The sequence below is a fragment of the Streptococcus parasuis genome (assembly GCF_021654455.1).
Classification (GTDB): Bacteria; Bacillota; Bacilli; order Lactobacillales; family Streptococcaceae; genus Streptococcus; species Streptococcus parasuis.
This window is the reverse complement of the sequence record NZ_AP024276.1, coordinates 975,529-987,852: the sequence shown is the minus strand read 5'-3', so window position 1 is coordinate 987,852 and position 12,324 is coordinate 975,529. Positions and strand designations below refer to the sequence as shown.

The 12,324-nt window shown below is 38.8% G+C and carries 14 protein-coding genes; 7 read left to right on the top strand and 7 right to left on the bottom strand.

Features of this window, described 5'->3' with window-relative positions:
• The 4 genes from pta to yjbM are packed head-to-tail and all read right to left on the bottom strand — an operon-like array spanning position 1 to position 3,360.
• A complete protein-coding gene (pta, locus tag L6410_RS04935) occupies positions 1-975 on the bottom strand; it encodes a phosphate acetyltransferase (protein ID WP_024392113.1) in 975 nt (324 codons plus the stop codon).
• A gap of 21 nt (positions 976-996) precedes the next feature.
• Entirely contained in the window at positions 997-1,887 is an 891-nt protein-coding gene (locus tag L6410_RS04930; protein WP_237396456.1) for an RluA family pseudouridine synthase, read from the bottom strand.
• Complete coding sequence (locus L6410_RS04925) at positions 1,887-2,705, bottom strand: NAD kinase (protein ID WP_024397504.1); 819 nt, start codon at positions 2,703-2,705, stop codon at positions 1,887-1,889. Before L6410_RS04925 ends, L6410_RS04930 begins: the two co-directional genes overlap by 1 nt.
• Positions 2,689-3,360: a GTP diphosphokinase gene (gene yjbM, locus L6410_RS04920; protein ID WP_024397503.1), complete on the bottom strand. Its 672-nt coding sequence runs from the start codon at positions 3,358-3,360 to the stop codon at positions 2,689-2,691. Before yjbM ends, L6410_RS04925 begins: the two co-directional genes overlap by 17 nt.
• 86 nt (positions 3,361-3,446) lie before the next feature.
• On the opposite strand from yjbM, the gene L6410_RS04915 reads away from it, so the two are divergent.
• The 7 genes from L6410_RS04915 (at position 3,447) to L6410_RS04885 (ending at position 8,283) form a co-directional block, all read left to right on the top strand.
• Complete coding sequence (locus L6410_RS04915) at positions 3,447-4,022, top strand: CYTH domain-containing protein (RefSeq protein WP_024392109.1); 576 nt, start codon at positions 3,447-3,449, stop codon at positions 4,020-4,022.
• Positions 4,023-4,143: 121 nt separating this feature from the next.
• Positions 4,144-5,121, top strand: a complete 978-nt coding sequence (locus L6410_RS04910) for a ribose-phosphate diphosphokinase (RefSeq protein WP_024392108.1) — start codon at positions 4,144-4,146, stop codon at positions 5,119-5,121.
• A gap of 11 nt (positions 5,122-5,132) precedes the next feature.
• Positions 5,133-6,248, top strand: a complete 1,116-nt coding sequence (locus L6410_RS04905; RefSeq protein WP_024397501.1) for a cysteine desulfurase family protein — start codon at positions 5,133-5,135, stop codon at positions 6,246-6,248.
• Between the two features lies 1 nt (position 6,249).
• Positions 6,250-6,600, top strand: a complete 351-nt coding sequence (locus tag L6410_RS04900; protein WP_237396453.1) for a DUF1831 domain-containing protein — start codon at positions 6,250-6,252, stop codon at positions 6,598-6,600.
• Positions 6,597-6,800, top strand: coding sequence for a DUF4649 family protein (locus L6410_RS04895; protein WP_024392105.1), 204 nt, complete (start codon positions 6,597-6,599; stop codon positions 6,798-6,800). Before L6410_RS04900 ends, L6410_RS04895 begins: the two co-directional genes overlap by 4 nt.
• 145 nt (positions 6,801-6,945) lie before the next feature.
• Complete coding sequence (locus L6410_RS04890) at positions 6,946-7,584, top strand: redox-sensing transcriptional repressor Rex (RefSeq protein ID WP_237396451.1); 639 nt, start codon at positions 6,946-6,948, stop codon at positions 7,582-7,584.
• 3 nt (positions 7,585-7,587) lie between these two features.
• Positions 7,588-8,283, top strand: a complete 696-nt coding sequence (locus L6410_RS04885; protein WP_237396449.1) for a gamma-glutamyl-gamma-aminobutyrate hydrolase family protein — start codon at positions 7,588-7,590, stop codon at positions 8,281-8,283.
• On the opposite strand, the gene radC is transcribed toward L6410_RS04885, so the two are convergent.
• From radC to gyrA, 3 genes are all read right to left on the bottom strand, one after another.
• The gene (gene radC / locus L6410_RS04880; RefSeq protein ID WP_171988434.1) at positions 8,280-8,960 is read right to left on the bottom strand and encodes a RadC family protein; all 681 of its coding nucleotides are present in this window, start codon (positions 8,958-8,960) and stop codon (positions 8,280-8,282) included. The genes L6410_RS04885 and radC overlap by 4 nt on opposite strands.
• 142 nt (positions 8,961-9,102) lie before the next feature.
• On the bottom strand, positions 9,103-9,852 hold the full coding sequence (locus tag L6410_RS04875; RefSeq protein ID WP_237396447.1) for a class A sortase: 750 nt from the start codon (positions 9,850-9,852) through the stop codon (positions 9,103-9,105).
• A 3-nt stretch (positions 9,853-9,855) separates the two neighbouring features.
• Positions 9,856-12,300 (bottom strand): DNA gyrase subunit A, encoded by a 2,445-nt coding sequence (gene gyrA, locus L6410_RS04870; RefSeq protein WP_024392100.1) that lies wholly within the window; start codon positions 12,298-12,300, stop codon positions 9,856-9,858.
• Positions 12,301-12,324: the final 24 nt, after the last annotated feature.

Here is a 12,324-nt window from a genome sequence, read left to right as displayed (position 1 = left end):
TTAACGGTGCTCCAAAGCTTGAACCGCCGTAATCAAGGTCAAATTATATACATCGTCTGGGTTACAACCACGAGACAAGTCGTTCACCGGTTGGTTCAACCCTTGTAAAACCGGACCGACAGCCGCGAATCCACCCATACGTTCAGCAATTTTGTAACCAATATTACCTGCTGAAATACCAGGGAAGATAAATACAGTCGCTTGGCCTGCTACTTTTGAACCTGGAGCTTTTAATTTACCAGTAGTTGGAACAAAGGCTGCATCAAATTGTAATTCACCATCCAAATCCAATTCTGGACGCAATTTTTGAGCAATTTTTGTAGCTTCAACAACCTTATCCACTTTAGGACCCGCACCAGAGCCTTTTGTAGAATAGCTGAGCATCGCAACTTTTGGATCAATACCAAACATTCTTGCAGTACGTGCAGAGTTAATTGCAATTTCTGCCAATGTTTGGGCATCTGGATCAATGTTTATGGCACAGTCACCAAAGATATAGCGTTCTTCACCTTTCACCATCAAGAAGGCACCGGATGTTTTAGAAACACCTGGCTCAGTCTTAATAATTTGAAGCGCAGGACGAACTGTTGAGGCAGTTGAGTGAATAGCACCAGAAACCATTCCTTCTACAACGCCCATGTAAACCAACATGACACCAAAGTAATTGACATCTTTCAATAATTCATGAGCTTGCTCTTCTGTTACCTTCCCTTTACGGCGTTCCACCAAAGCTCCAACCATCTCATCATACTTATCATAATGAGCAGGATCAATGATTTCAAACCCTTCAGTAATACCTTCGATATCCAAATAAATCTTGATACGTTCTGGGTTACCAAGTAAGACTGGCACTACATCTGATTCATTCACCAAACGCTTCGTCGCTTGAAGGATACGAGGTTCTTCACCTTCTGGTAAAACAATACGCACTTTTTTCCCCTCTAGCTTGCTAGCTAGCTGTTCAAAAATTTTCATGAGCAAACTCCTTAAATTTTATTAACTTTTTAACTGATTGATAACAGCCTGAAAATCCTCCGGAAGCGCTGCTTCCAAATCAACCCTTTCGGCTGAAAAAGGGTTAGTAAACACAAGATTGTGGCAATGAAGAGCCTGACGCTCAATACCACACTCTAAACTCCCGCCATATAAATCATCACCAAGTAGTGGAAATCCAATATGGGAAAAATGGACACGTATCTGATGAGTGCGCCCTGTATGTAGTTGAATATCTACAAGATGAATATTGCCCCAAGACTGGACAAGTTTATAAGAAGTATGAGCATACTTCCCATTCTGTGTTACACAGCGGGTAATAATACTATCCTCTGGTCGACCAATAGGGGCAATAATATCCCCTTCTTGCTCTAACTCCCCATCCCCTCGAATCAAAGCGAAATATCTCTTACTAATTTGCTTCGCTTGTAATTGTTTATCTAATCGGGCATGGGCATAGCCATGCTTAGCAAACAACATCAGCCCAGATGTATCTCGATCCAATCGCGTTACAATGTGAACTTGTTTGTTTTCATATTTTTGTTCGACTAAATAACCTTTAACGAAATTAGCAATTGTAGAAGAATGCAGAATCGAAGGAATAGAGGCATAACCAACAGGCTTGTTGATTGCTAAAAAATGTTCATCCTCATAGACAATATCCAAAGGAAAAGAAATCGGTTTCAAACTTCCAGTGATATCTTCTTCCGCAGGTATGTTTATTGTAACGCTATCTCCGATTTCAAGCAAGTAAGTAGCATTCTGTTCACTACCATTGACCAAAATGCTACCACCTGTATATTTAATTTTAGCCAAAAGTCCTTTGGAAACACCTTGGGCCTTTAAAAAAGTTTTCACCTTTGTGTGCTGATCAGCAACAAAATCAAATCGCATTACTCCACCTCTCCAATAAAGGCATCCTTAACACGATTCCAAAAACTAGTGTGGCTAGGTGTCGCAACAAAATGGATTTTGCTATTGTCAATCTGATACTCAATACAATCAATGTTGTCGTAGACAATCGTTTTATTATCCACCGCAATGGAGTAGCGATCACTGTGTTTTGGTTCAATGACAATCTTGTCTTTTTTCGGCACAACAATGGAAGACCCAAGTGTCCTGTAAACACGATTGTTTAAACTAGCCACTTCAGCTATTTGCAAGGCCTCAATTGTAGGGTGCAATACTGCTCCACCAAGTGACTTATTATAGGCGGTTGAACCAGTTGGTGTTGAAACTGAAATACCATCGCCACGAAAACGTTCAAATGGCACATTATTGATAATAATATCTGCTACCATCGTCTTAGACAAGCGCTTGATAGTCGCCTCGTTGAGAGCTTTCATTTCAACGATTCTTCCATCCGTCATTTTCACTTTTACATTTAAAATTGGATAAGAAACACGCGCTCCCGTATCTAATTTTAAATTTTCAACAAGATTTTCAACTTCAAAGTCCCGATAATCCGTATAAAATCCTAAATGCCCAGTATGAATACCGACAAAACGCACCCGATCTATCAACTTCTCATATTTATGAAAGGCTGATAAAAGCATGCCATCGCCCCCAATTGAAATAACAATATCTGGATTTTTAGGTGTTAAAATAAAATTTTCTTCTTTCAATCGTGTCCAGAGTTCTCTAGACACAGCCTCACTTTTCGGATTGCGACTTGCAAGCAATGCGACTTTTTTTCTACCTGTATTCTTCATCTGTATCATCGCTATTTCCAACGCCATCATTCAATTTTCTATATCCAGGATCAAAGAGAGCCTGAGCTTCTTGAATGTCGTCGCGGATTTTTCGCATCTCCTCATCTAATTGATATGCTATCTTTGCTGTAACTTCTAATCGTTTTTTAATTTCTTCAGGAAAATTTCCTTTATACTTATAATTGAGCGAATGTTCGATTGTTGCCCAAAAATTCATTGAAAGAGTACGAATTTGAATCTCCGCTAAAACCGTTTCGTTCCCATTAATAGTATCTACTGGATAAGCAATTACGACATGATAGGAACGATAACCGGAAGCCTTCATATTGTTGATATAATCGCGTTCATGAATAATTTGCATATCCTTACGCTTGCGAAGAATGGAGAGCACTTCTTCAATGTCATCAACAAATTGAACCATAATACGGACGCCAGCAATATCTTGCATATCTTGAGCCAAATGTTCCAACTTAATGTGCCTAAGCGCCATTTTCTCTTGAATAGACTCAATCGGCTTAACTCGACCAGTAACAAATTCAATTGGAGAATGACGATTGGCTTTGCGGTATTGTTTCCGAATACCCCTTAATTTAATCTTTAATTCTCCCACTGTCTGAATATAGGGATCTAAAAATTCTTCCCAATTAAATTCCATAAGGTCCCCTTTCTTGTAAAAACTAATAAAATGTATTAGAATAACACAAAGACGAATCTATTATAACATATGAAAGGGTTTTCTGTATGAAAAACCATCTCGAAATTGAGTATAAAACCTTATTAACAAAATCAGAATACAATCGACTCCTCTCTGAATTTTCTGATGTTACCCCCATCTATCAAACTAACTACTACATTGATACTCCGAATCTTGACATGAAAAACCACCGCTTTTCCCTTCGCATTCGTACGTTTGCGGATATAGCAGAGCTAACATTGAAAATTCCTCAAGAAATCGGGAATCAAGAATACAATCAATTATTAGACATTCAAACTGCACAGGGCTATATTGACCATTTTGAACTTCCATCCGGTCCAATCGCCGATATTATTTCTAAAACATCAATTCCATTAAATCAACTAGCAGTTTGGGGACATTTAAAGACCAAGCGATTGGAAAAAGAAACCTCAATTGGATTGATGGCCCTTGATGAGAATGACTATTTGGGGCAAACGGATTATGAACTAGAGGTTGAAGTATCAGACGCTGAAGAAGGAAAAATACTATTCGATGAATTCCTAAAGAAAAAATCCATCCAATTCAAATACGCTAGTAGCAAAGTAGCTCGAACTGCAGCTCAGATAAAATCAGCTCAATAAAGCTGATTTTTTTAACTTTACTACTGAAAAAAATAGGATTTTTTGATAAAATAGAGTTATCTGTTGTTAAATTACTTTTATGATTTTTCATAAAAAAGCATTAAAAAAGGAGTTTCTCAAAATGGTTCAACCAACTGGTGATCATAACATTAAACTATTCTCGCTAAACAGTAACCGTGATATCGCTGAAAAAATAGCAGCTGCTGCTGGACTGCCTCTAGGAAAACTTTCTTCTCGCCAATTCTCAGATGGAGAAATTCAAATAAATATTGAAGAGAGCGTTCGTGGCGTTGACGTTTATATTATTCAATCAACTAGTTTTCCAGTCAACAACCACCTTTGGGAATTGCTTATCATGATTGATGCATGTAAACGTGCAAGTGCAAACTCAGTAACTGCTGTCATTCCATATTTCGGCTATGCTCGTCAAGACCGCACTGCTGCACCACGTGAACCAATTACAGCTAAACTAGTTGCAAATATGCTTGTTAAAGCAGGAATCGATCGTGTATTGACTCTTGATTTACACGCTTCTCAAATTCAAGGTTTCTTTGATATTCCAGTAGATAACCTGTTGACCGAACCATTGTTCGCATCATACTACATGCAAAAAGGACTCTGCGGTGAGGATGTCGTCATTGTCAGTCCAAAAAATTCCGGTATCAAGCGTGCTCGTAATATTGCAGAATTTTTGAATGCTCCGATTGCGATTATTGATTATGCTCAAGACGATTCTGACCGTGCAGAAGGCTATATCATCGGTGATGTAGCTGGCAAAAAAGCAATCTTGGTCGATGACATTTTAAATACTGGCCGTACATTCTCACAAGCCTCAAAAATTGTTGAAGATGGCGGAGCTACTGAGATTTACGCTGTTGCCAGCCATGGTCTTTTCGCTGGAACTGCTGCGCAATTGTTGGATGAAACATCTATAAAAGAAATTTTAGTGACTGACTCAGTTGCAAGTAAAGAACAACATCCAAAAAATATCGCATTCCTAACTGCGAGTGACTTAATCGCTGATGCTATTCACCGCATTCAAGAGCATCGTCCACTCAGCCCACTCTTTAAATTTACAAATCCAGAAAAAGAAAACTAGGAGTATACTCTTTGATATATTTAGATAATGCTGCTACTACTGCTCTTTCACAGGCAGCCATATCAAGCATGTTTGAAGTTGCTCAACATCACTATGGAAATCCTTCCAGCATCCACGGATTTGGCCGAGAAGCTAATAAAGTACTCAGAAAAGCACGAGCAGACATCGCCAGAGTACTTTCTGTAAACCCTGATACAATCATTTTCACATCTGGTGGATCTGAAGCAGATAATCTTGCTATTCAAGGTTACGCTTTAGCAAATATGCATCGTGGAAAACACCTTATTACCACAGCCATTGAACACCATGCTGTGTTGCATACTATGGAATACTTAGAGCAACGATTCGGTTTTGAAATTACATATATAAAGCCAGAAAATCAAGAAATCACAGCTCAACAGATTAAAGAAGCCTTACGACCTGATACAATTCTTGTTAGTGTCATGTATGCCAATAACGAGACTGGGCAACTCCTACCTATAAGGGAAATCGGTTCGCTCTTGTCTCAACATCAAGCTGTATTCCATGTCGATGCTGTTCAAGTGGTTGGGAAAATTCCAATCAAACCACAAGAACTTGGTATTGATTTTCTGTCCGCTTCTGCCCATAAATTCCATGGACCGAAAGGGATTGGTTTTCTCTACTCTTCAATCCACCAATTTGATTCACTGATTCACGGTGGGAAGCAAGAAAATCAACACAGAGCAGGAACAGAAAATCTCCCTGCAATTGCAGGGATGGCTGCAGCGCTCGTCCATCAATCAACACAAATGATTCAAAATATTGAGTATATCCATGATCTGAAATCCTATACACTCAAAAATTTAAGTGAATTTGATTTTTACGTCAATCAAGCTGGTGCTCATTTACCTCATGTACTGAATATTGGTTTTCCAGGACGACTCAACGAACAACTGCTAATGCGATTAGATTTGGCAGGAATCGCTATTTCCACTGGATCTGCTTGCACAGCAGGTGTCGTTGAAAATAGTCATGTACTTGAGGCAATGTATGGAAGTGACTCTCCTCGATTAAAAGAATCCGTACGTATTAGCTTTTCAGAATTGAATACCAAAAAAGAAATAGATATCTTACTATCAGCTTTAAAAATAATTATTGGAGGTTAGCATGGCATTCCAACAAACCGTAGCATTGAAAGATTGCGATTATATTTACCATATTAGTCCAACTGTAAAAAAATATACACTACGCGACAATACCTTTGAGGTAACAAAGGCTGGTCACTACCAACTCAGTCGCTTATTAGAAGAGGTCCCAAATTCAAATCAAGGATTTCTACTAAAAATCATCATTAATCAAGATCTAAAAGGCTTTAAAATTAATATCACGGATCAATCTGGTCTCCACTTAGTGAATATTTTTAAACAAGACACTAACAAAGTCATTCAGGAAAAATTCTATTTCTTGATGGACAGTTTGGTAGATCGTGATATATTTATGAAAGAAGGAAAAAAATGATAACAATCTTCTATAAAGATGCCTATCACGTTGAGCGACAACAAGAGTTTGACAATCTCGAAGCAGCAAGGCTAGCCTTTGCAGGTTGCTTGACCCTTCCTGATTATTATCCCGTCACTCAAATTCTTAGAGATGGAACTCCCTTGGATTTTCAAGGAAGAATTGGGGACCTCTATCAGTATTTACAATCCATAGATTAGACAGAAAACTGTTTAATCTTTTTCAATTCAATCTGTTGATTTTTTCACAAACTTACACTAGAATAGTAGAGGACTATCTATTATTTCTGTTGTATTGGTATGTACCAATTAATGATGTATATAAAATATTATTAAGGAGACAAATGTGAAAAACAATAAAAATACTGAAATCCCACGCGCCACAGCTAAACGACTATCCATTTACTATCGCGTATTTAAACGATTCTATGCGGAGAAAATCGAAAAAGCAAGTTCAAAAGAGATTGCAGAGGCAATCGGAATCGACTCTGCTACTGTCCGCCGAGATTTCTCATATTTTGGTGAACTTGGACGCCGTGGATTTGGTTATAATGTGAAGGATTTAATGGACTTTTTTGCCGATATTCTAAACGATAACTCGATTACCAATGTTATGTTAATCGGGGTTGGGAATATGGGTCGTGCACTTCTTCACTACAAGTTTCACGAAAGAAATAAAATGAAAATCATCATGGCTTTTGAAGCTGATGATAATCCTGCAGTCGGAACCATAGATGAAAATGTTCCTATCCATGCGATTTCAGAGTTAAAAGATCGCATCAAGGAAGCTAATTCTCAGACTGCCATCTTAACGGTTCCAAGCGTTAAAGCTCAAGAAGTTACTGATGTATTGGTTGAAGCTGGCGTTAAAGGTATTCTTAGCTTTTCACCAATCAACTTGACCGTTCCTAAAGATGTTGTTGTCCAATATGTAGACTTGACAAGTGAACTACAGACACTACTTTATTTCATGCGCAAAGGATAGAAAATGAGTCAACCAATCATTGGAATTTCTGGAAATCATTATAAAACAGGGGATCATACAGAACCCCTGCTTTCTTATACTCAAACTTGCTTAGTGAATGCTATTGAAGATGCTGGTGGCATTCCACTAATTTTACCAGTCACTCGGCCAGAACTTGCTGAGCAGTATATGAAACTAGTTGATAAATTAGTATTGACTGGTGGACAAAATGTTGAGCCTATTCACTATCAGGAAAAATTACTCATAGATAGTAGCAATTATTTTCCTGAGCGAGATCGATTTGAACTAGCACTGATAGAAGCTGCTCACCATCAAGAAAAACCTATATTTGGCATTTGTAGAGGCCTGCAGCTCTATAACGTCGCCCAAGGTGGCAGTCTCCATCAAGAGGTTTTAGGGCATTGGCAGGAAAATACCGGCAATCAACCTAGCCAAGATCTCTATTTCCCAATTGAAAGCCAATTATCACAGATCTATGCTCAGGAGCCAACCGTTAATTCATTCCATCGCCAAGCAATCAACAAATTAGCTCCCTCTTTGGAAATTATTGCCCTATCCCCAGATAAACAAACCATTGAAGCGGTACAGTCTACAAGAGACTCTCATACCTTTTTGGGTGTTCAATGGCATCCTGAATTACTTTACGGCGAACGAGAGACGGAAAATAGGCTATTTGATTACATCGTCAATCAGTTCTAAAACAGCTCACTTTCCTCTCGGAAGGAATAGTAATTTTTATTACCTACAATTAAATGATCTAATAAGACCAGTCCTAGCACATCGCAGGACTGTTTTAAATTTTCTGTAAAAAGTAAGTCATTCTTACTAGGGTGAACCGACCCCGAAGGGTGATTATGGACAATAATTACTGATGTGGCCATGCATTTGATAGCATGATGCAGGATTTCCCGTGGTTCTGCAATACTACGATTCACACTTCCAATAAATATTGTCTCCTGTTTGATGATTTGATTTTGTGTATTGAGATAGAGCGCAACCAGATGCTCTTGTTTTTTATCTCCAATTTCTTGAATCATCTTGCGACCCAATTTTTCACTACCTAGTACTTGTTCATTTAGCAACAAGTGGGATTGATTGATCCGTTTTCCGAGCTCAATCATGGCTTTAATCTCTATTGCTTTTACACGACCAATACCCGTTAAAGTCTGCAATTCTTCGATAGATAAATCTCTTAAATTTGCTAAATTCTCCAATTGATTCAATAATTTATTGGATAAAATGGTGACAGGTTCGTTTTTCGTACCCGTTCGAATAAAAATAGCTAATAACTCTTGATTACTTAGGCGTTCTGGCCCAACTTCGACTAAACGCTCACGTGGTAAAAGCGATTCTTCTTTAAAATCAATTTGATACATAATTTCCTCCTCATACATCTATTCGTAAAACAAGGAAAAAGAAAGTTGAAAGATATAGAGAATACGTGCTCTATTCATTCAACTTTCTAAATTAATTCGAAGGTTACATAAAAATGATTTAAAAGCTGGCAATCGTCTTGTCTTATTGACCATAATCATACTGATTGTATCCGTGAGAGAAAGCTTTTTTTATATCCTCTGATGCATCAGCATATGGAATAGAAATTTCAAGAATACCTTTTACAATAATCCTTTGTGTTGAATAGTAGTCCGTACAAGTAACCAAAGTCACTTCTGTACGTCCTTCGACATCGTCAATAACATAGACGCTTTCTGGACTTACAACTTCAACACTATCAATCACATAGGTATAGATTGTATTTTTATCAGTTAGGTAAATCTTCATTCCTTTTTCAGCTCGATCCAAAGGAGAGAAAAGAACATTCGCAGACCCGGCAACACCGAAGATATGGTGACTGGCTAGGGCATAGTTTCCTATCCCCATTTCTTGAGTCTCTTTCATCGTTCCAGCTCCATACATAAGCGACGTATTCCCTACACCCTTGAAAATTGGCAAATTAATTCCCAATTCAGGCACAGCAATTCCACCAATAACGGGCAGTCTCTGTGCTTCCCATTGCGCCTTCAGAATAGCCTCCGTCGAAACGGCTTCAACTTGTTCAAAATCAAAAGTTGAGTCCGCTTGTTTATTCTTTTCAATATCTTCAGAACTGATATTTGTAATCTGATACTTATTAGTATTCCAACCAATAATAAAGTTTCTAATCGAAGTATTGAAAATAAGGGCTAGTGAAATCAAAAAGAGTATCAAGGCAAGTAAATTCATCCATGTTCTGTTCTTGCCCTTCTTTTTCGGTGAACGTTTTGACATTCCCTACTCCTCTTGCTCTTTCTGATCTGCTGCATCAACTAAGGCAAAGGTCATAATTTTTGCTTCTTCATCTAGTCGCATGACTTTAACACCCATTGTTGAACGACCGGTTTGTGAGATATTAGCTATACTTGTACGGATGATAACTCCTGTATCCGTAATAACCATAATATCTTCATCGCCCTGTACTGTTGTTAAACCAGCAAGAGGGCCATTTTTATCAGCAACTTTCAGAGTGATGATACCTTTACCACCGCGGCCTTTCGTTGGATATTCAGATGCTGGAGTACGTTTTCCATAACCATTTTCTGAAAGGACTAACACCTCCTGATCATCAGATACAATGGTCGCACCAACTAAATGATCTCCTTCACGGAGTTTTATTCCACGTACGCCTGTTGCAGTACGGCCCATATTTCGAACATCTGTTTCTGCAAATCGAACAGAATAGCCAAATTTTGTCCCCATAATAACATCAGCTTGACCATCAGTAAGGAAAACATTGATTAGTTCATCATCATCTTTCAAATTCAAGGCCTTAAGACCGTTTTGTCGAATATTGGAGAATTCATTTACATTTGTACGTTTAACAATCCCTTGACGCGTCGCAAAGAAAAGATAGTGATCCGCTGTCTGATCCTTTGTCACATTGATAATGGTCTGAATAGACTCATTTTCTTCCAGTTTCAATAAGTTGACAACTGGAAGACCTTTAGCAGTTCGACCATATTCAGGAATTTCATAGCCCTTGAGACGATATACACGCCCCTTATTGGTGAAGAAAAGCAGGTGATCATGGGTACTGGTTGATACGAGTTCGCGAACGAAGTCATCATCTTTCACACCTGTACCTTGGACTCCACGTCCACCACGTTTTTGAGCTTGGAATTCATCTTGTGCCAACCGTTTGATATAGCCTTGGTTGGATAAGGTAATCAATACATCTGCTTCCTCAATAAGGTCCTCATCTTCCAAGGAAAGGACTTCCCCAACCATCAATTCAGTACGACGTGGGTCAGCATACTTGCGTTTTACTTCTTCTAGTTCTTCTTTGATGATCAAGACAACACGTTCAGGTTTTGCCAAAATATCTGTTAAATCAGCGATCAAAGCAACCAATTCGTCATACTCTGACTGGATTTTATCACGTTCCAATCCGGTCAAACGACGAAGACGCATATCCAAGATAGCCTGACTTTGTCGTTCGGACAAGTCAAATCGTTCCATTAATTCAGCTTGAGCAAGCGCATCCGTTTCTGAATTACGAATGATACGTATGACTTCATCAATATGGTCCAGAGCAATCAGCAAGCCTTCTAAAATATGAGCGCGTGCTTCTGCTTTTTCCTTATCAAATTGAGTGCGACGTGTAACAACTTCTTTTTGGTGTTCAATATAAGACTCTAAAATTTGACGTACAGAAAGAATCTTCGGTACCCCATTTTGAATAGCCAACATATTGAAACTAAAGTTGGTTTGCATTTGCGTTTGTTTAAAGAGATTGTTCAAAATAACATTAGCTGAGGCATCTCGACGCACTTCAATTACAAAGCGAACCCCTTCACGGTTAGATTCGTCTCGAACAGCTGTAATGCCTTCAATACGTTTTTCTTGAACCAATTTAACAATATGCTCTTGAACCTTGGACTTATTGACCATATATGGAAATTCAGTAACAACGATACGTTCACGTCCGTTTCCATATTCTTCAATTTCAGTACGAGAACGAAGAACAATTGAGCCTTTACCAGTTTCATAAGCACGGTGAATTCCAGATTTTCCCATAACCAGAGCTCCTGTTGGAAAGTCTGGCCCAGGTAGGACTTCCATAATTTCACGCGTTGTTACATCAGGATTATCCATCAAGAGCTTAACAGCATCAATGGTTTCACCCAAGTTGTGCGGAGGAATGTTTGTTGCCATACCAACCGCAATACCAGTAGTCCCGTTCACCAATAGATTAGGGAAACGAGCTGGAAGAACTTCTGGCTCACGCTCGCTCGAGTCATAGTTATCCGCAAAATCAACCGTGTTTTTATTGATATCACGCAACATTTCAAGAGCAATCTTGCTCATGCGCGCCTCAGTATACCGCTGGGCAGCAGCACCATCACCGTCCATGGAACCAAAGTTACCATGACCATCAACCAGCATGTGACGATAGCTCCACCATTGAGCCATACGGACCATTGCCTCATAAATAGCACTATCACCATGTGGGTGGTATTTACCCATTACATCACCAGTGATACGTGCAGATTTTTTATGTGGCTTATCTGGAGTAATACCAAGTTCGTTCATTCCATAAAGAATGCGTCGGTGTACTGGCTTAAGACCATCACGTACATCAGGAAGAGCGCGTGCAACGATTACACTCATGGCATAATCGATGAAAGAGGTCTTCATCTCATTAGTCAGATTTACCGTAACTAAATTTTTGTCTTGCATTAATATGCCTCATTTCAACTGTCG

Coding starts and splice junctions, on each gene's coding strand:
- L6410_RS04930 (WP_237396456.1), bottom strand. CDS start 1,887: ATGCGATTTGATTTTGTTGCTGATCAGCACACAAAGGTGAAAACTTTT.
- L6410_RS04885 (WP_237396449.1), top strand. CDS start 7,588: ATGAGTCAACCAATCATTGGAATTTCTGGAAATCATTATAAAACAGGG.
- L6410_RS04895 (WP_024392105.1), top strand. CDS start 6,597: ATGATAACAATCTTCTATAAAGATGCCTATCACGTTGAGCGACAACAA.
- L6410_RS04875 (WP_237396447.1), bottom strand. CDS start 9,852: ATGTCAAAACGTTCACCGAAAAAGAAGGGCAAGAACAGAACATGGATG.
- yjbM (WP_024397503.1), bottom strand. CDS start 3,360: ATGGAATTTAATTGGGAAGAATTTTTAGATCCCTATATTCAGACAGTG.
- radC (WP_171988434.1), bottom strand. CDS start 8,960: ATGTATCAAATTGATTTTAAAGAAGAATCGCTTTTACCACGTGAGCGT.
- pta (WP_024392113.1), bottom strand. CDS start 975: ATGAAAATTTTTGAACAGCTAGCTAGCAAGCTAGAGGGGAAAAAAGTG.
- L6410_RS04915 (WP_024392109.1), top strand. CDS start 3,447: ATGAAAAACCATCTCGAAATTGAGTATAAAACCTTATTAACAAAATCA.
- L6410_RS04900 (WP_237396453.1), top strand. CDS start 6,250: ATGGCATTCCAACAAACCGTAGCATTGAAAGATTGCGATTATATTTAC.
- gyrA (WP_024392100.1), bottom strand. CDS start 12,300: ATGCAAGACAAAAATTTAGTTACGGTAAATCTGACTAATGAGATGAAG.
- L6410_RS04925 (WP_024397504.1), bottom strand. CDS start 2,705: ATGAAGAATACAGGTAGAAAAAAAGTCGCATTGCTTGCAAGTCGCAAT.
- L6410_RS04910 (WP_024392108.1), top strand. CDS start 4,144: ATGGTTCAACCAACTGGTGATCATAACATTAAACTATTCTCGCTAAAC.